The organism is Streptomyces sp. WMMB 322 (genome assembly GCF_900090145.1).
In the GTDB taxonomy this organism is placed as follows: Bacteria; Actinomycetota; Actinomycetes; order Streptomycetales; family Streptomycetaceae; genus Streptomyces.
Window position 1 is genome coordinate 117006 of sequence record NZ_FMHI01000014.1, and the last position, 18586, is coordinate 135591.

Consider the following 18586-nt stretch of genomic DNA (forward strand, 5'->3'; position numbering starts at 1 on the left):
CACGGGCCGCTCCGTCACCACCCGGCGACGTGGTGCCGGAGTGACCCGTAGCATCCGACCATGTCCTCATCCACGAACGGTCAGTGGTACCCACGGGAGTGGCCGGAGCGCATCCGCGCCCTGGCGGCGGGTGAGATCACGCCCGTGGCTCCGCGCCCGGCCGCCACGGTCATGCTGCTGCGTGACGGCGGCGGGGCGGCGGAGGGCCCCGAGGTGCACATGCTCCGCAGGCGCACGTCCATGGCCTTCGCCGGGGGCGCGTACGCCTACCCCGGCGGCGGCGTCGACCCGCGCGACGAGCACTGGGGCGGCGACGACCGCAGGCCCGGCCGTGGCTGGGCCGGGCCCTCACGCAAGGAGTGGGCGATGCGGTTCGGTACGGACGAGGCCACCGCGCAGGCCATCGTCTGCGCCGCGGTGCGCGAGACCTTCGAGGAAGCGGGCGTGCTGCTCGCGGGCCCGGACGCCTCCAGCGTCGTCGACGACACGACCGGCGAGGACTGGGAGCGGGACCGCACGGCCCTCGCCGCGCACGAGCTCTCCTTCGCCGACTTCCTGGAACGCCGCGGTCTGGTGCTGCGCAGCGATCTGCTCGGCGCCTGGGCGCGCTGGATCACCCCGGAGTTCGAGAAGCGCCGCTACGACACGTGGTTCTTCGTCGCCGCGCTGCCAGAGGGCCAGCGCACCCGCAACGCCTCGACGGAAGCGGACCGCACCGTGTGGATACGTCCCGGCGAGGCGGCCGCGGGCTACGACGACGGCGAGCTGCTGATGATGCCGCCGACCATCGCCATGCTGCGGCAGCTGGAGCCCTACGGGACGGCGGCCGGTGCACTGGCCGCCAGCGCGCGGCGCGATCTGAACCCGGTGCTGGCGGAGGCACGGCTGGAGGGCGGTCACGTCGTGCTCAGCTGGCCGGGGCACGACGAGTTCACCAAGCGCGTCGAGACGACCGCGGGCGGCAGCGGGGCCACGCCCGACGGCGGTGCCGGGACCGAGGACACCCGCGGAGGCGGAGAGGGCGGCTCCGCATGACCGATGCCGCGTCCCTGCCGGGCCAGCCGCGCGGCGGCGTGCTCAGCGGTCAGGCCACCGCGCGTGCCCACTGCGTCCTCGCGCCGAATCCGTCCGCCATGACGCTGGACGGCACCAACACCTGGATCGTCGCCGAGCCCGGTTCCGGCTCCGCCGTCGTCGTCGACCCCGGGCCGCTGGACGAGGGCCATCTGCGCCATGTGCTCAGCACGGCCGAGCGCCTGGGCAAGCGCGTGGATCTCACGGTTCTCACCCACGGCCACCCCGATCACGCGGAGGGCGCGGCACGCTTCGCTGAGCTGTCCGGCACCTCGGTACGGGCCCTCGACCCCGCGCTGCGCCTGGGCGACGAGGGCCTCGCCGCCGGTGACGTCGTGAGCACGGGGGGTCTGGAGATGCGCGTCGTGCCCACTCCCGGGCACACGGCCGACTCGCTGTGCTTCCACCTGCCGGCCGAGGGGGCGGTGCTGACGGGCGACACGGTGCTGGGCCGCGGCACGACCGTCGTCGCGCACCCCGACGGACGGCTCGGCGACTACCTGGACTCGCTGCGCCGCCTGCGCTCGCTGACCAGGGACGACGGGGTCTCCACGGTGCTGCCGGGGCACGGGCCGGTGCTGGAGGACGCACAGGGCGTCATCGACTTCTACCTGGCGCACCGTGCCGACCGTCTCGCCCAGGTCGAGACCGCGGTCGCAGAGGGGTTCGGCACGGCGTCGGAGGTCGTGGCGCACGTGTACGCGGACGTCGACCGTTCGCTGTGGCCGGCCGCCGAGCTGTCGGTGCGGGCGCAGCTCGCCTACCTGGCGGAACGCGGGGCCGGCGCCGCATAGCGCCCGGGGCCGGTGCTGGGCCCCGGGGCACGGGACACATGCGTGCGGGGCGCCCTCCGGAGAGGACGCCCCGCACGCGTTGCCGTTCCGGCGGCCCGGCGGCTCCGCGGTTCAGCGGCTCCGCTTCGCCAGCCGCTCGATGTCGAGCAGGATCACCGCGCGGGCCTCCAGCCGCAGCCAGCCGCGGCCCGCGAAGTCGGCGAGTGCCTTGTTCACGGTCTCGCGCGAGGCGCCGACGAGCTGCGCCAGTTCCTCCTGCGTGAGGTCGTGCACGACATGGATGCCTTCTTCCGACTGCACGCCGAAGCGGCGCGAAAGATCGAGCAGCTGCTTCGCGACCCGGCCGGGGACGTCGGAGAAGACGAGGTCGGACATCGAGTCGTTGGTGCGGCGCAGCCTTCGGGCGATGGCCCGCAGCAGTGCCGACGCCACCTCGGGACGTACGTTCAGCCAGGGCTGGAGGTCGCCGTGGCCCAGGCCGAGCAGCTTCACCTCGGTCAGGGCCGAGGCCGTCGCGGTACGCGGACCCGGGTCGAACAGGGAGAGCTCGCCGATGAGCTCACCGGGGCCCAGCACGGCCAGCATGTTCTCCCGGCCGTCAGGGGAGGTGCGGTGGAGCTTGACCTTCCCTTCGGTGACTACATAGAGACGGTCGCCCGGGTCGCCCTCGTGAAAGAGGGCCTCACTTCGCGCGAGCGTGGTCTCCGACATGGAGGCGCGCAGCTCAGCGGCTTGCTCCTCATCGAGCGCCGCGAAGAGCGGGGCGCGCCGCAGAACGTCGTCCACGAGTTCTCTCCTTGTCGACCTAGCCCAATGGGGGTCCCAGGGGCCTCACAAGGCTCCCATGGGCCGAGGGGCGGCGTCTCCCCAGGCCCAGGGCAACCTCAGGTCCGTGAGCCCGAGGGATGTGGCCTTCCCTGACCCGAAGGTCCGAGGGCCGGCCGCCCCGGGCCGCCGAGCCCAGGGTTGGGGCCTCCCCAGGCCCCCGGGCCGGGGGACCTCGAACCCCATGATGCCGGACGGTGAAACAGTGCGATCAATCACAAGTTTGACGCACGCTCCCGAGTTCCCGAAGGCAGGGGGCCGATCGGAGCCCGGAATCGTCTTCGTGCGGGGCGGATGTCAGCGGGCCCCTCTACGCTGGCCGGGTGTCAGTGAGCCCGTGATGCCCCGGTGAGCGCACGCAGAGCGGGGCCGTACGGGGGACCGCGATGGGAGATTCCGCTGTGGGCGAACAGGAGCCCCTCGACAGGGCAAGCCGGACAAAGGGGTCCGTTGCTGCCTCCGCCGACGATGTGACGCCGGCAACCGGAAGCACCGGCAAGCCCGCGAAGAAGACCGCGGCCGGGAAGGCGGCGGCCGGGACGGCCGCGCCCGCGAAGGCTGCGTCCGGGAAGGCTGCGTCCGGGAAGGCTGCTCCGAGAAAGAGCCCGGCGAAGGCCGCCCCGGCGAAGAAGGGCGCCCCGGCGAAGAAGGGTGCCCCGAAGAAGGCGCCGGGGAAGCCCGAGTCCCACCTCGCCAAGGTCCGCCGTGCCCGCCGCATCAACCGCGAGCTGGCCGACGTGTACTACTACGCGCACCCCGAGCTCGACTTCGAGAACCCCTACCAGCTGCTGGTCGCCACGGTCCTCTCCGCCCAGACCACCGACCTGCGGGTCAACCAGACGACGCCCGCGCTCTTCGCCGCCTACCCCACTCCCGAGGACATGGCGGCCGCCGACCCGGAGAAGCTGGAGGAGCTGCTGCGCCCCACCGGCTTCTTCCGGGCCAAGGCCAAGTCCGTGCTCGGGCTGTCGGCAGCGATCCGCGACAGGTTCGGCGGTGAAGTGCCGGGCAACATAAAGGACTTGGTGTCGCTGCCGGGCGTCGGGCGCAAGACCGCGTTCGTCGTGCTGGGCAATGCCTTCGGCGTCCCCGGGCTGACGGTCGACACCCACTTCGGCCGCCTCGTGCGCCGGTGGAAGCTCACGGAGCAGACGGACGCGGACAAGGTCGAGGCCGAGATCGCCGAGATCATCCCCAAGAGCGAGTGGACGATGTTCTCGCACCGGACGATCTTCCACGGCCGACGCATCTGCCACTCCCGAAAGCCGGCCTGCGGTGCCTGCCCCATCGCGCAGCTGTGCCCCTCGTACGGCGAGGGCGAGCTCGACCCGGAGAAGGCGAGGAAACTGCTGAAGTACGAGATGGGCGGGCTGCCCGGCCAGCGCCTGAAGCCTCCGGCCGACTACCCGGGCCGCCCGGCGCCGCCGCTCGGCGCAAACGGGAACGGCACCGGCGGAGCCGACGGGAACGGCACCGGCGGAGCCGCCCGGTGACCGGTCCCCCCGCGGGTTCGCGTACGCGTGCCGCCTGCGACGGCTCGTCCGCCGGTCCCCCCGTCCACTTCAGCGACCGCGGTCTGCCGGCCTGGCTCGCGCCCGTCGCCAAGGTGGCGGCCTCGGTCGAGCCGCGTCAGCTGAGCCGGTTCCTGCCGCCCGACGACGGAGCGGGGCGGCCGTCTGCGGTGCTCGTGCTGTTCGGTGAGGGAGCCGACGGGCCCGAACTGCTGCTCATGGAGCGGGCGTCCAGCCTCCGCTCGCACGCCGGCCAGCCGTCCTTCCCCGGCGGCGCGATCGACCCGGAGGACGGTGATCCGGAAGGCGAGGGGCGGCTGCGGGCGGCGCTGCGGGAGGCCGAGGAGGAGACGGGCCTCGACCCGTCAGGCGTGCAGATCTTCGCGACGCTGCCGGCGCTCTACATTCCGGTGAGCGATTTCGTCGTCACGCCCGTCCTCGCGTGGTGGCGGCGCCCCACGCCCGTGGCGCCCGTGGACCCGGCCGAGACGGCGAGGGTCTTCACCGTCCCCGTCTCGGAGCTGACCGACCCGGGAAACCGCGCGATGGCCGTCCACCCCTCCGGCTACACCGGCCCGGCGTTCAACGTGGGGCCGGCCCTGGTGTGGGGTTTCACGGCGGGGGTCATCGACCGGCTGCTGCACTACTCGGGCTGGGAACAGCCCTGGGACCGCGAGCGGCGCGTCCCGATCGACGGCACGTGAGGTAACCGGCACATGATGACGACGCCCGCACATGACGATGCCGGAACATGACGAACCGGCGCCTGACGATGCCCGCACATGACGATGCCGGAACATGACGAAGCCGATGCGCGCGCGCCGGGCCCTTCGGCGCATCACCGGGGCCGCCGCGCGCATCCGATCGGACCGTGGCGGATCGTCTCCTCCGCCCCCATGAGACCCTGCCTCCCGTGAACGCCCTGGACTTTGTGCTCCTGCTTGCCGCCGTCTGGTTCGCCGTCATCGGATACCGGCAGGGCTTTGTCGTCGGAATTCTGTCCGTGGCCGGCTTCCTCGGCGGCGGGCTCGTGGCGATCCTCGTGCTGCCACCGCTGTGGAACGGGCTGACGGACGGCACCCCGCCCGGGGCCTTCGGCGTGATCGCGGCGGTCGTCATCGTCATCGTCTGCGCGTCCGTGGGCCAGGCGTTCACCACCCACCTCGGCAACAAGCTGCGGCAGCACATCACGTGGTCGCCGGCGCGTGCCGTGGACGCCACGGGCGGCGCGCTCGTCAACGTGCTCGCGATGCTGCTCGTGGCCTGGTTCATCGGTTCGGCGCTGGCGGGTTCGGCGCTGCCGACGGTCAGCAAGGAGGTGCGCAACTCCAGCGTGCTGCTGGGGGTTTCGCGGGTGCTGCCGCCGGCGGCCGACAGCTGGTTCAACGAGTTCTCCTCGACGCTCGCGCGGAACGGGCTCCCGCAGGTCTTCTCGCCCTTCTCCAACGAGCCGATCCGGGCGGTGCCCGCGCCCGACCCGAAGCTGGCGAAGAGCCAGGCCGTGTCCGAGGCGAGGCGCAGCATCGCGAAGGTCGTGGGCAGCGCAACGCGTTGCGGAAAGGTTCTGGAGGGCACCGGTTTCGTCTTCGCCCCGCACCGGGTCATGACGAACGCGCACGTGGTGGGCGGCGTCAAGGACCCGACGGTGCAGATGGGCGGGGTGGGCCGCATCCACGACGCGCGGATCGTCCTCTACGACCCGGACCGGGACATCGCCGTGCTGGACGTTCCGACGCTCCAGGCCCCCGCCCTCGAGTTCGAGCGGAAGGATGCCGGCCGGGGTGACGGCGCCATCGTCGCGGGCTTCCCGGAGAACGGCGGCTTCGACGTGCGTTCGGCACGCGTACGGGACCGCGTCGAGGCCGACGGTCCGGACATCTACCACCAGGACAGGGTCCGCCGCGACATCTACTCCCTGTACGCGACGGTCCGCCAGGGCAACTCCGGCGGTCCGCTGCTCACGCCCGAAGGCAAGGTCTACGGCGTCATCTTCGCCAAGTCGCTCGACAACTCCCGTACGGGATACGCGCTCACGGCGGACGAGGTCCGCAGCGACGCGCAGCGCGGCCGGGCCGCCGAACGGCAGGCCGACAGCCAGGGCTGCGCGATGTGAGCGGGTGCCGACGCGCGCAGCACGCACCGCGGGATGCGCGGGCGGGCGCGACGGGGAGCGCGAGTGCGGACGTCCTCAGCCGCGCGAGTGCCGCAGCCGTGCTCCGACCCAGCGTGCTCTTCGGCTGAGCAGACTGGGAATTCCGGGCTCGGCGGCTTCGCCGAGTCTGTCGGATCGTAAGCGCCACATGCGCTGCCCGGGGATCAGCCCCCTCCGCCCGCTGCGGCCACCTGTCTGGTCACGGTAGTCGTGCATCCAGCCCATACTGCGGAATCTGCCCCGAACCGTGGTCCGTAATCGTCTGACGGTCCATCAAGCGCCTATGCATCCGGCACGTGTTGCCCGTGTTGACGACGTCGGCGCGCGATGCACCCGGTCACGCGCGCGGCGGCCGGGCCGGCGGCCGGGCTCGTGGGTCGCGCCCGGCGGCCGGAGCGGTCGAGCCCGGCGAGCGGGCCGGCGGTCGAAGTCGGCCGTCGGCCTCAGCCGTCGGGCTCAGCGGTCGGGCTCCGGGTCCTTGAGCCAGCCGATGAGTTCCGAGGAGAAGGCCGCGGGGTCCTCCTCGTGCGGCCAGTGGCCGACCCCGTCGAACAGCCGCCAGCGGTACGGCGCTTCGACGTACTGTCCCGACCCTGCTGAACTGCGAGTGCGCAGCACGGGGTCCAGCGCTCCTTGCATCTGCATCGTCGGCACCCGCACCGGCCGCTTCATGCGGCGGTTGAACTGGATGCCGTCCGGCCGCGCCATCGACCGCACCAGCCAGCGGTAGGGCTCGACCGAGCAGTGCGCCGTGGACGGCACGCACATGGCCTGCTCGTACCGTGCGACGGCCTGGTGCGCGTCGGGCTGTTCGAGGAACCGGGGCCCGGCCCACCCACGTACCAGTTTGCCGACCAACTCGCCGCCATTGGCGGTCAGTTGACGCTCCGGGACGAACGGCCGCTGAAAACCCCACACGTAGGAGCCCGCCTTGGTCTGCCGCATGTCCTTGAGCATCGCCGCCCGCCAGCGCCGCGGGTGCGGCATCGCGGAGACAGCGAGACGCCGTATGAGCTTGGGCCGCATCACGGCGGCGGTCCAAGCGAGATAGCCGCCCAAGTCGTGCCCCACGAGCGCCGCATCGGGCTCGCCGAGCGAGCGGATGACGCCGGTGACGTCGAGCGCGAGATTGGCCGGGTCGTAACCGCGGGGCGTGCGGTCGCTGCCGCCCACGCCGCGCAGATCCATCGCCACGGCGCGGAATCCCGCCTCGGCCAGGGCCGTCAGCTGGTGCCGCCACGTCCACCAGTACTGCGGGAAGCCGTGCAGCAGCAGCACGAGAGGACCGTCACCCATCTCAGCGATGTGGAAGCGGGCGCCGTTCGCCGCCACGTCCCGGTGTGTCCAGGGGCCTTCGGGACGGATCAGATTCGCTGGGCCTGCTGGATGGGTCATGCGGATGAGCCTGTCACACTTCGGGCGGCTTCCACGCCGCGCTCGTCCGGCGAGGGCGGCGTCCCCGAGGCCGTCCGGTGGGACCTCACACGGCGGGGGTGCGCTCCGGCTGCTTCTGCGGGCCTGGGCCGTTCTGTTCGAGAGCGGTCTGCCCGGCGGCGCTCCTGTGCGTGCGCGGATGGGGCTTGGCGCGCGAGAGCACCGTTGCCGTCTCCTTCGCGGAGGCGATCGACTTCTCCGGGGGCTTGATCCGCTTGAACTTCCGCATCGCCAGCAACAGAAGGATCAGCGCGAGGAAGATGTACGCGCCCCCCACGATCAGGAACGACCAGGCCAGCCCGAGGCCCAGGTTGTGGATGCCGTAGGCCGCGGCGAAGCTCAGCACCGGCAACGAGAAGAGCACCAGCACGCCGGCGACCGTCGCGGCGCCCCCGCCCACGATGCCCCGCTTCACGTCCTGCCTGATCTCGGCCTTGGCCAGCGCGATCTCGTCGTGGACGAGTTCGGACAGCTCGGTGGTGGCCGCGGCGACCAACTGGCCGAGACTGCGGCCGTCGTCGGCAGAACTCATCGTGTCTCCCTCTCCGTCTGTGCGTCGGTCACGGCCGGGACCCGGCCTCGCGGGCCTGTGAACGTCCCCGCCCCGTCCGTCCGATCATGCCGGACCATCGTGCGGCACGTGTGCCCAGGAGGCCACTGCGACAAGCGCCGTCGGTCGTCCCGGTGTTGACGAAGCGTACGGCCGGCGGCGGTCCGGAGCGCGAACCTCGGAGAAGAGACGCCTCCCGGGAGAAGAGTCCCGGTCCCGGGAGAAGACGAGCCTCGCGGGAGCACACCGGTGGAACGCGGGAGGGGCACCCGGCGGTGCCGGATGCCCCTCCTCGACGACCGGACACCTCAGGAGCGTCCTCGCTGCCGCCGTAGGCCGGTCAGTCCTCGCTCTTCGCGTTCGGCAGCTTGTCCTGGATGAGCTCCATGACGGAGGAGTCCGTCAGCGTGCTGACGTCTCCGAGGTCACGGTTCTCCGCGACGTCCCGCAGCAGCCTCCGCATGATCTTGCCGGAGCGGGTCTTGGGCAGCTCCGCGACCGGAAGGATCTTCTTCGGCTTGGCGATCGGGCCGAGTTGCTTGGCCACGTGCGCGCGCAGCTCCTCCACCAGGCCCTCGTCCTCCGCGGCCGAGCCGCGAAGGATGACGAAGGCGCAGATGGCCTGGGTCGTCTGCGGGTCGGTCGCACCGACGACGGCCGCCTCGGCGACCTTCGGGTGCGAGACGAGCGACGACTCGACCTCGGTCGTAGAGATGTTGTGCCCGGAGACGAGCATGACGTCGTCGACGCGGCCGAGCAGCCAGATGTCTCCGTCGTCGTCCTTCTTCGCGCCGTCGCCCGCGAAGTACATGTTCTGGAAGCGCGACCAGTAGGTGTCGAGGAAGCGCTGGTCGTCGCCCCAGATCGTGCGCAGCATCGACGGCCAGGGCTCCGTGAGCACCATGTATCCGCCGCCTCCGTCGGGCACCTCGTTGGCCTCGTCGTCGACGACGGTCGCCGAGATGCCGGGCAGCGGCTGCTGCGCCGAACCCGGCTTGGTCTCGGTGACGCCGGGCAGCGGGCTGACCATGACGCCGCCGGTCTCGGTCTGCCACCAGGTGTCGACGATGGGGGTGCGGTCGCCGCCGATGTGGTGGCGGTACCAGACCCACGCCTCCGGGTTGATCGGTTCGCCGACGGAGCCGAGGATCCGCAGCGAGGACAGGTCGTACTTGGCCGGGATGTCGTCGCCCCACTTCATGCAGGCGCGGATCGCGGTGGGGGCGGTGTAGAGGAGGGAGACGCCGTACTTCTGCACGATCTCCCACCAGCGGCCCTTGTGCGGGGTGTCCGGGGTGCCCTCGTAGAGCACCTCGGTGGCACCGTTCGCGAGCGGCCCGTACACGATGTAGGAGTGGCCGGTGACCCAGCCGACGTCCGCCGTGCACCAGTACACGTCGCTCTCCGGCTTGAGGTCGAAGACGGCGTGGTGGGTGTAGGCGACCTGCGTCAGGTAGCCGCCGGTGGTGTGCAGGATGCCCTTCGGCTTACCGGTGGTGCCGGAGGTGTAGAGGATGAAGAGCGGGTGCTCGGCGTCGAAGTTCTCCGGGGTGTGCTGGTCGCTCTGGCGGTCGACGACGTCGTGCCACCACACGTCGCGCCCGTCGTTCCATTCGATGTCGTCCTGCCCGGTCCGCCTGACGACCAGGACGTTTCGGACCTTCTCGGTGCCCGGCCGGGTGAGCGCCTCGTCGACGGCGGGCTTGAGCGCGCTGGCGCCGCCCTTGCGGTAGCCGCCGTCCGCGGTGATGACGACGCGGGCGTCGGCGTCCTCGATCCGGGTGGCCAGAGCGTCGGCGGAGAAGCCGCCGAAGACCACCGAGTGCGGGGCGCCGATGCGGGCGCACGCCAGCATTGCGACGACGGTCTCCGGGATCATCGGCAGATAGACGGCGACGCGGTCGCCGGCCTGCACGCCCAGTTCCGTCAGCGCGTTCGCGGCCTTGGAGACCTCGCGCTGGAGTTCGGCGTAGGTGACGCTGCGGGAGTCGCCCGGCTCGCCCTCGAAATGCAGGGCGACCCGGTCGCCGTTGCCCGCTTCGACGTGCCGGTCCACGCAGTTGTAGGCGACGTTGAGCTTGCCGTCCTTGAACCACTTGGCGAACGGCGGGTTGGACCAGTCGAGGGTCTCGGTCGGTTCCGTGCCCCAGCTCAGGCGGCGTGCCTGCTCGGCCCAGAAGCCCAGCCGGTCAGCCCTCGCCTGCTCGTACGCCGCGGCGGTGACGTTGGCCTGTGCAGCCAGATCGGCGGGCGGCGGGAACCTCCGCTCTTCCTTGAGCAGATTGGCCAGGCTTTCGTTGCTCACGACATCTCCCTTTCCCAGGGTGTCTGTTGTGTCCCGGTCCAAGATCCCGATGCTGCCCGGACCTTGGACTCCGGGCCTAGCTCATCAGCCGTTGAGCCCTTGTGACAAGGGCTGGTGACAAAATTGGTTTAGACCTGTCATGGACGCGCTCGCCCCCCGCCCGGGCCCGTGCCGGCGGCCGCGGCGGTGCACGTGGAGGGTCGGTGCCGCCGCTCCGGGGAGTGCCACTCACTATGCGCCCGCGGGGTGAAGAAATCACCCCACGGCCCCACCCGACTTGCCCGTTCTGTCAGCAATGCGAGCTTTGAATCACGTACCGGAGTCGATCCGCTACGCAGTGACATCGACAAGGGTGAGGTGATCCGATGACAGCCACGCGACGGTGGCTCGTGGGCATATCGGCGGGCATGGCGCTCACCACGGTGATGAGCGGCTGCGCCGGCGACACCACACGTGGCCCGGAAGGCCAGGGCCACTCGGCGCCCGAGGAGAAGCCCGAGCAGCAGGCCCGCGTCATCGGGGACGGTTCGACCTCCATAACCGGCCGGCAGCCCAACCAGCCGGTCCCCAGGAAGCTCCGCAAGGGCAAGAAGCCGCCGCAGTTCGTGGTCTTCTCCTGGGACGGAGCAGGCGAGGACGGCAAGAAGCTCTTCTCCCGGTTCCGCAAGGCGGGGAAGCGCTACGGCGCCTCCCAGTCGTTCTTCCTCAGCGGCATATACGCCCTGCCGGAGGCCAAGGCCCGCCGCTACTCGCCCCCGGGCCACGATGTCGGCGCCTCCGACATCGGCTACCTGAAGGACGAGAACATACGGGCCACCATTCGCGAGGTGCGCAAGGCGTGGCTCCAGGGCAACGAGATAGGCACCCACTTCAACGGCCACTTCTGCGGCTCCAAGGGTGTCGGCACCTGGTCCGAGGACCAGTGGAAGAGCGAGATACGCCAGGCCAAGTGGTTCGTGAAGAACTGGAAGACGACCACGGGCTTCAAGCGCGAGGATCCCCTTCCCTTCGACTACGACAGGGAACTCATAGGTGGACGCACCCCCTGCCTCCAGGGCCAGGAGAACCTCCTGCGGGCAGCCAAGAAGATGGGGTTCCGCTACGACTCCAGCGGCAACGGAACCCAGGTCTGGCCCGGGAAGAAGAGCGGCCTGTGGGACCTGCCGCTGCAGGAAGTCCCCATGCCGGGGCGCAAGTTCGAGACTCTCTCCATGGACTACAACTTCCTGGCGAACCAGTCTGGAACCGTGCAGGGCCCCTCCGCCAAGCATGCGGCCTACGGCCGTCAGATGCGTGACGGCCTCATGAAGGGCTTCGAACGCGCCTACAAGGGCAACCGCGCGCCGATGATCATCGGCAACCACTTCGAGAACTGGAACGGCGGCGTCTACATGGATGCTGTCGAGGACGTCATGAAGTCGGTCTGCCTCAAGCGCGACGTGCGCTGCGTCTCGTTCAGACAGCTCGTCAACTGGCTCGACAAGCAGGACCCGAAGGTGCTGGCCAAGATGCGCACACTGGGTGTCGGCGAGCGTCCCGAGGACGGCTGGGAGTCCTTCCTCACCAAGCGCACGAAGAGCAAGAGGCTGCTCTCCGACTGACGGGGTGCACGCCTCCGGCGCCCGTCCGGCGGGCACGGCCGTGGGCGGAGGGTCCTCAACCTCCGCCCACGGCCTGTGCGTCGGGGGCGGCTCCCGACCGGGTTCCCTCCGGCCGGACAGGACGCGGCTCAGGCGGTCTGCGGCACCGGCTGCTCGCCGGGCACGAAGCCCGGGTCGACCTGGGCGGCCAGGTCCACGCCCGTCTTCGCATTGCCCCAGCTCTCGGCGTTGCGCAGATGGAAGTGGATCATCTGCCGCATGTAGCGCTCGCTGTCGCGCTTGTCGTATGCGCCGTCCGCCGCCTCCCGCAGCGTTTCCAGGGCCCGGCGGTTGGCCGGCTCCAGCTCCGCGAGCGGAAGCGGCCGGCCCTTCTCCATCGCACGCACCCAGTCCGAGTGCCCGAAGCAGACCAGCAGGTCGTCGCCGGCCTGCTCGCGCAGGAAGTCCAGATCGTCCTGGCCGTGCACCTTGTTGCCCACGACGCACAGCTGGATGCCGAAGTCCTGCGCGTACTCCTTGTACTGGCGGTAGACGGAGACGCCCTTCCGGGTGGGCTCCGCGACGAGGAAGGTCATGTCGAATCGCGTGAACATGCCCGACGCGAAGGAGTCGCTGCCCGCCGTCATGTCGACGACCACGAACTCGTCCCGCCCGTCCACGAGATGGTTGAGGAAGAGCTCGACCGCACCCGTCTTGGAGTGGTAGCAGGCGACACCCAGATCGGCCTCGGTGAACGGCCCGGTGGCCAGCAGCCGCACCTCGTTGCCCTCGAGGGCGACGGTGCGTGCGCACGCCTCGTGGACCGGACTGTCCTCCGTGATCCGCAGCAGACGTGAACCCCGGCCCGGCGGCGTCGTTTTGATCATCGTCTCGGACGATGCGATGCGCGGATTGGAGCCGCGCAGCCAGTCCTTGATGAGGGGGAGCTGCGCGCCCATGGAGGGGAGCGCGGCCGCATCGGACTCGTCCATCCCCAGTGCGGCGCCGAGGTGCTGGTTGATGTCCGCGTCCACAGCGACCACCGGAACGTGCGAGGCGGCCAGCTGACGGATGAACAGTGAGGACAGCGTCGTCTTGCCACTGCCGCCCTTGCCGACGAAAGCGATTTTCATGTACGAGAGCGTAAAGGGGGCGACCCCGAGGCCGCCGGGACGAGCTGAGAGGGATCACTCGTTCGTGCGACGCGAGTTGCGGCGCGGCCTGCGCGTAGGGTCATACGCATGAGTAGCTCCGCTGATCCCCTGGCGCCGCTGGGGGCGCTGCCCGGCGTCCCGGACGCCGTCGAGTCCGTGCGGAAGTCCGTGGACAGGATCTACGGGCACCGCGTGATGCGCCGCCGCAGCGGTGAGGTGAGCGCGGAGGCGGCGCTGCGCGGGGCACGCGCCTCCGCCGCGCTCGAGGGTGCCGACTGGGAACTGGAAGAACTGCGCCGGCGCACCGACTTCGGCGGCGAGGGCGAACCCCGCACCGTCGGCGCCGCCCTCCGCACGACCGCCGAGTCGGGGCAACTCCTCGACGTATGGCGGCAGTCGCCCCTGCGGGTGCTGGCCCGGCTGCATCTCGTCGCCGCGGGAGGCACCGGGGACGACGCCGCGGTCGGCAGGCCGCGGCTCGCGGGCGAGCCGGTGAGCGGCCCCCCGCCCGGGAAGGAACCGCCGGCCGCGGAAGAGGTGGCTGCGCGCCTGGACGCGCTCGCCCGGATCGTGGTGGACGGCAGTGAGGCACCGGCGCTGGTGGTCGCGGCGGTCGTGCACGGGGAACTGGCGACGCTGCGCCCCTTCGTCTCATGCAACGGTCTCGTGGCGCGCGCGGCCGAGCGCATCGTCCTGGTCGGGAGCGGCCTGGACCCCAAGTCGATCTGCCCCGCCGAGGTCGGCCAGGCCGAGCTGGGCCGCGAGGCGTACGAGGGCGCGCTGGCCGGTTACGCCTCCGGGACGCCCGAGGGCATGGCCGAATGGATCGGGCACTGCGGGCAGGCGCTCGAACTCGGCGCGCGCGAGACCACGGCCGTGTGCGAGGCGCTGCAGCGGGGCGCCGCGTAGTCCCGACGGCTGCTCGCCCTGCTGGTCCCGAGGTCGCCGGTCCGCGTGCGCTCCTCTTGCGGGAACCCGCCGGCGGGGCGGTGCGGGGCGGGACCGGACGGGCGGGTGAGGGCGGTGCGTAAGTGCGAACGCGGGGGGCGGAGTTCGTGATCCGCGCCCGGGTGCCGCGAGCGCGGCACCGTGACCGAAGCCGCAGAGTTGCGGCGGCACCGCCGTGGCGGTGCCGCCGCTGGCACGGATACCGGGTTACCAGTGCGTGCTCTCGTAGTGCCGGTCAGGCCGGGTACTTCGCCCGTTTCCTGGCCGGCTAGCCCTGTACGTGGGCTCAGCGTCGCGTGGGTGCCCTGTATTCGTGCAAGGCGGTCCGTGGGGCCTTGTGCGTACCGGCAACTCTCGTCGCCGCTGGTCTCGCGGGCCGTCAATTCCTTTGTACTGCGCGCCACGGCTATGTGGAACCCCTGGCTTTCGAACTTTACCTTTGCCTCAAAGCCGCTCGAACCGGGCGCTCCTGCGCTGGTTCGTGTACCAGACCAGCCCGGCGGTGGCCGCTGCCGCTCCCAGCGCCGCGGCGGCGATGGCCATCGCCGGGCGCGACGGCATGGCAAGGCTCGGGACGCGCTCCTTGAGGCGGACGGGGCGGGAGAAGGTCAGGACCGGCCAGTCCCGTCCGGTCGCTTCCTTGCGCAGGGCCCGGTCGGGGTTGACCGCGTACGGATTGCCGACGGATTCCAGCATGGGGATGTCGGTGATCGAGTCGCTGTACGCGTAGCACCGGCTCAGGTCGTATCCCTCGGACTCCGCGAGCGACGCGATGGCCTCTGCCTTGGCAGGGCCGTAGGCGTAGTACTCGATCTCGCCCGAGTAGCAGCCGTCCTCGACGACCATCCGCGTGGCCACCACGCGGTCCGCGCCGATCAATTCCCCGATGGGCTCGACGACTTCGGCGCCCGAGGTGGAGACGATGACGACGTCCCGGCCCGCGAGGTGATGCTCCTCGATGAGGGAGGCCGCCTCGTCGTAGATGATCGGGTCGATGAGGTCGTGGATCGTCTCGGCGACGATCTCCTTCACCTGCTCGACGTTCCAGCCACGGCACAGCGCGGAGAGATACTCCCGCATCCGCTCCATCTGGTCGTGGTCGGCGCCGCCGAGGAGATATACGAACTGGGCATATGCGGTGCGGAGTACGGCACGGCGATTGATCAGGCCACCCTGGTAGAAGGATCTGCCGAAGGCGAGCGTGCTCGACTTCGCAATGACCGTCTTGTCCAGATCGAAGAACGCGGCTGTGCGGCGCATCGCTAGGTTTTCCACGAAGCCGAGCATAGGCGCCAACCATTCGGCGTAAGGTGGGGCGCGTGGGTTTGCCTGAGAAGGCCCTCGGGTACACCATGGAAGTCACGGATCGTTCGCGACCGTGCTAACCCGGCCCGACTCCTCCCCCCCCGAGTCGGCCCTGGGGACGACCCCCGCTCTCCCCCCCGGCGGGGGTCGTCGCATGTCCAAGGCCCTTTTCGGCTTTCACGGCCCGTTCTCCCCTCTCTCGGCGATCTTTGCCGACCCGAGCGTCGGCCCCGTCGTCTCGTAACTGAGTGTAACCATCGAGGTGCTCTGTGGGAGTCGCCAGGATGGGTGACTGAGTTATTCACAACTACCGGCATCTCCACAGTTTTGGACCATGATCACCAAGCTTTTCGCGTTCGCCGCACAGTGATTCCCGACAGGGCCCGCAGGTGTTTGCGGGAGTGAGGCAGCGAACTGCGAAGGGGGTCCGGAACGTGGCCGAAACCATTCTGATTGTCACTGAGGACGAAGAACTCCTTGACGATCTCCTGAGGCTGTGTGCAGCTGCCGGGGCAGAAGCGGAAGTTGTGCACGGAGCTCCGCACAACCGGCTGGCGTGGGCGGAGTGGGGTGGTGCGAAGGCTTGGGAGCAGGCCCCGCTGGTGCTCGTCGGAGACGACTGCGCGGGCGCTCAGGGGCTCGGAGCGGCACCCGGGGGAGAGCCTTCCGGAATCCTGCGCAGGCCGGGAGTGCTCCTCGTCGGCAAGGACATGGACGACCCGGGCGTGTGGGAGCGCGGAGCCCGCATCGGAGCCGAGGGTGTGGTCATGCTGCCCGACGCCGAGAGCTGGCTGGCGGGCCGTATCGCGGACGCGTCGGAGTGCGTGGGCCGGTCCGCCCTGACCGTCGGGGTCCTGGGCGGCCGTGGAGGAGCCGGCGCATCGACGCTCGCCTGCGCCCTGGCGGTGACGGCCGCGCGGCAGGGAGAGCGCACCATGCTCGTCGACGGCGACGCCCTCGGCGGCGGTCTCGACGTGCTGCTCGGCGGGGAACGGACGGAGGGGCTTCGATGGCCGGCGTTCGCGGAGTCCCGGGGGCGGGTCGGCGGCGGTGCGCTCGAGGAATCGCTGCCGAGGCTGCACGACTTGAGCGTGCTCAGCTGGGACCGGGGGGACTCCGTGCTGATCCCCGCGGACGCGATGAAGTCCGTGCTCTCCGCCGCGCGGCGGCGCGGCGGCGTGGTCGTCGTCGACCTGCCCCGGCGTGTGGACGAGACGGTGGCGGAGGCCCTCGCGCAAACAGATCTCGGACTGCTCCTGGTCCCGGCGGAGTTGCGTGCCGTGGCAGCGGCCCATCGCGTCGCTTCGCGCACGCAGATGGTCCTGCGTGACCTCCGGGCCGTGGTGCGCACGCCCGGCGGCCCCGGCGGTCCGCGCGGCTACGGGCCGGGGCTCGACGAGAGCGAGGTCGCCAGGCTACTGCGCCTCCCGCTCGCGGGTGAACTGCCGTGGGAGCCGGGGCTGTTGGAGGCCGCGGAGCGGGGCGTGCCGCCCGGGGCGCGCACGGGCGGCGTGCTCGCCCGCTTCTGCAGGGAGTTCTGGGCGCAGGCACTGAGCGGCGGAGTCAGCGGCGGGGGAGTCGCCGTATGAGCGCGAGGCGGGGGCCGGCGCGGGCGGGTGCGCGGCGTTCCGGTGCCCCGGCCCGTGAGGGCGGGCCCGGTGCGGGCGCCGCGTCCGGGGCGGTCACGTCCCGGGCCGGGGAACCGGCACTGCTCGACGTGGTGCGCAGGCGGCTTGCCGAGACGGGAGCCGAGCCCACGCCCGCGCGGGTTGCCGCGGCGCTGCGCGCGCACGGACGGCTGCTGGGGGACAGCGCGGTGCTGGGAGTCGTGGAGGCCCTTCGCTCGGAGATGGTGGGAACGGGCCCGCTGGAGCCGTTGCTGACGGAGCCGGACGTCACGGATGTACTCGTCACCCGTCCCGACGAGGTATGGGTCGACAGGGGCAGGGGCCTGGAACGCACCGATGTCCGCTTTCCCGACGCGGCGTCCGTGCGGCGGCTCGCCCAACGGCTCGCCACATCCGCCGGCCGCCGGCTGGACGACGCGAGGCCGTGGGTGGACGCCCGGCTTCCGGACGGCACGCGGCTGCACGCGGTGCTTCCACCGGTGGCCGTGGGGTCGACGTGCCTCTCGCTCAGGGTGGTGCGCCACAAGGCGTTCAGCCTCGATGAGTTGGTGGGCGCGGGCACGGTCCCACCGGGCGGGGAGAGCGTCCTGCGTGCCGTGCTGGAGGCGAGGCTCTCATTTCTGATCAGCGGTGGCACAGGCTCGGGCAAGACCACCCTGCTGAGTTCGCTGCTGGGGCTTGTGGGCCCTGAGGAGCGGATCGTGCTCGCCGAGGACTCGGCGGAGCTCCGCCCCGACCATCCCCACGTCGTACGTCTGGAGGCGCGTCCGGCGAACCAGGAGGGCGCGGGGCGGGTGGCGCTGGACGATCTGGTGCGGCAGGCCCTGCGCATGCGGCCGGACAGGCTGGTGGTCGGTGAGGTGCGCGGAGCCGAAGTGACCGATCTGCTGGCCGCGTTGAACACGGGTCACGAAGGCGGGTGCGGGACGGTGCACGCCAACGCCGCCGGTGATGTGCCGGCCCGGCTGGAGGCGCTGGGCACGACTGCCGGGCTGGACAGGACCGCTTTGCACAGTCAGCTTGCTGCGGCGCTCGACGTACTGGTGCATCTGGTGCGCGACTCGTCGGGCAACCGGCGCATCGCGGAGATCCATGTGCTGTCGCGCGACGCGGAAGGGCTCGTCTCGACGGTCCCGGCCCTGGTGTGGGGCGAGTACGGGTTCCTGGAGGAGCGTGGCGCCGGCCGGTTGCGGGAGATGTGCGAGCGGGGCATGAGACGTCCGGGGGGTGTGCAAGCGGGGAGAGCGCACGGGAGTGGCCTCCCTTCCACGGTCGGTTCCGCGTTTCCGTGCACGGCTCACGAGGAGGCGGCACTGTGACGGGGGT

The 18586-nt window shown here is 71.1% G+C and carries 15 protein-coding genes; 9 read left to right on the forward strand and 6 right to left on the reverse strand.

Annotated features, from left to right (window positions below; translation table 11 throughout):
- Positions 1–60 precede the first annotated feature (60 nt).
- A complete protein-coding gene (locus tag H180DRAFT_RS21050; RefSeq protein ID WP_055487667.1) occupies positions 61–1035 on the forward strand; it encodes an NUDIX hydrolase in 975 nt (324 codons plus the stop codon).
- Positions 1032–1868 (forward strand): MBL fold metallo-hydrolase, encoded by an 837-nt coding sequence (locus H180DRAFT_RS21055; protein WP_055487668.1) that lies wholly within the window; start codon positions 1032–1034, stop codon positions 1866–1868. Before H180DRAFT_RS21050 ends, H180DRAFT_RS21055 begins: the two co-directional genes overlap by 4 nt.
- Before the next feature lie 111 nt (positions 1869–1979).
- Here H180DRAFT_RS21055 and H180DRAFT_RS21060 read toward each other — a convergent pair whose 3' ends face one another.
- The gene (locus H180DRAFT_RS21060) at positions 1980–2654 is read right to left on the reverse strand and encodes a Crp/Fnr family transcriptional regulator (protein ID WP_028438501.1); all 675 of its coding nucleotides are present in this window, start codon (positions 2652–2654) and stop codon (positions 1980–1982) included.
- A gap of 425 nt (positions 2655–3079) precedes the next feature.
- On the opposite strand from H180DRAFT_RS21060, the gene nth reads away from it, so the two are divergent.
- From nth to H180DRAFT_RS21075, 3 genes are all read left to right on the forward strand, one after another.
- On the forward strand, positions 3080–4186 hold the full coding sequence (nth, locus tag H180DRAFT_RS21065) for an endonuclease III (RefSeq protein ID WP_107097718.1): 1107 nt from the start codon (positions 3080–3082) through the stop codon (positions 4184–4186).
- Between the two features lie 83 nt (positions 4187–4269).
- Positions 4270–4908, forward strand: a complete 639-nt coding sequence (locus H180DRAFT_RS21070; protein WP_254666121.1) for an NUDIX hydrolase — start codon at positions 4270–4272, stop codon at positions 4906–4908.
- Positions 4909–5117: 209 nt separating this feature from the next.
- Complete coding sequence (locus H180DRAFT_RS21075; protein ID WP_055487671.1) at positions 5118–6317, forward strand: MarP family serine protease; 1200 nt, start codon at positions 5118–5120, stop codon at positions 6315–6317.
- Positions 6318–6812: 495 nt separating this feature from the next.
- On the opposite strand, the gene H180DRAFT_RS21085 is transcribed toward H180DRAFT_RS21075, so the two are convergent.
- The 3 genes from H180DRAFT_RS21085 to acs form a co-directional block, all read right to left on the reverse strand.
- Entirely contained in the window at positions 6813–7751 is a 939-nt protein-coding gene (locus H180DRAFT_RS21085; RefSeq protein WP_055487672.1) for an alpha/beta fold hydrolase, read from the reverse strand.
- An 85-nt stretch (positions 7752–7836) separates the two neighbouring features.
- Positions 7837–8322 (reverse strand): phage holin family protein, encoded by a 486-nt coding sequence (locus H180DRAFT_RS21090; protein WP_055487673.1) that lies wholly within the window; start codon positions 8320–8322, stop codon positions 7837–7839.
- A 358-nt stretch (positions 8323–8680) separates the two neighbouring features.
- The gene (gene acs / locus H180DRAFT_RS21095; protein ID WP_055487674.1) at positions 8681–10645 is read right to left on the reverse strand and encodes an acetate--CoA ligase; all 1965 of its coding nucleotides are present in this window, start codon (positions 10643–10645) and stop codon (positions 8681–8683) included.
- 365 nt (positions 10646–11010) lie between these two features.
- On the opposite strand from acs, the gene H180DRAFT_RS21100 reads away from it, so the two are divergent.
- A complete protein-coding gene (locus H180DRAFT_RS21100; RefSeq protein ID WP_254666117.1) occupies positions 11011–12246 on the forward strand; it encodes a polysaccharide deacetylase family protein in 1236 nt (411 codons plus the stop codon).
- Positions 12247–12374: 128 nt separating this feature from the next.
- On the opposite strand, the gene H180DRAFT_RS21105 is transcribed toward H180DRAFT_RS21100, so the two are convergent.
- Positions 12375–13358, reverse strand: a complete 984-nt coding sequence (locus tag H180DRAFT_RS21105) for an ATP-binding protein (protein ID WP_055487675.1) — start codon at positions 13356–13358, stop codon at positions 12375–12377.
- Between the two features lie 108 nt (positions 13359–13466).
- Here H180DRAFT_RS21105 and H180DRAFT_RS21110 point away from each other — a divergent pair, with 108 nt between their 5' ends.
- On the forward strand, positions 13467–14288 hold the full coding sequence (locus H180DRAFT_RS21110) for a Fic family protein (protein WP_055487676.1): 822 nt from the start codon (positions 13467–13469) through the stop codon (positions 14286–14288).
- A 483-nt stretch (positions 14289–14771) separates the two neighbouring features.
- On the opposite strand, the gene H180DRAFT_RS21115 is transcribed toward H180DRAFT_RS21110, so the two are convergent.
- On the reverse strand, positions 14772–15614 hold the full coding sequence (locus tag H180DRAFT_RS21115) for an HAD family hydrolase (RefSeq protein WP_055487677.1): 843 nt from the start codon (positions 15612–15614) through the stop codon (positions 14772–14774).
- A gap of 452 nt (positions 15615–16066) precedes the next feature.
- Here H180DRAFT_RS21115 and ssd point away from each other — a divergent pair, with 452 nt between their 5' ends.
- Positions 16067–17221, forward strand: a complete 1155-nt coding sequence (gene ssd, locus H180DRAFT_RS21120) for a septum site-determining protein Ssd (RefSeq protein ID WP_079100281.1) — start codon at positions 16067–16069, stop codon at positions 17219–17221.
- Complete coding sequence (locus H180DRAFT_RS21125) at positions 17218–18579, forward strand: TadA family conjugal transfer-associated ATPase (RefSeq protein ID WP_074466909.1); 1362 nt, start codon at positions 17218–17220, stop codon at positions 18577–18579. The genes ssd and H180DRAFT_RS21125 overlap by 4 nt, the downstream gene beginning before the upstream one ends.
- Positions 18580–18586 lie beyond the last annotated feature (7 nt).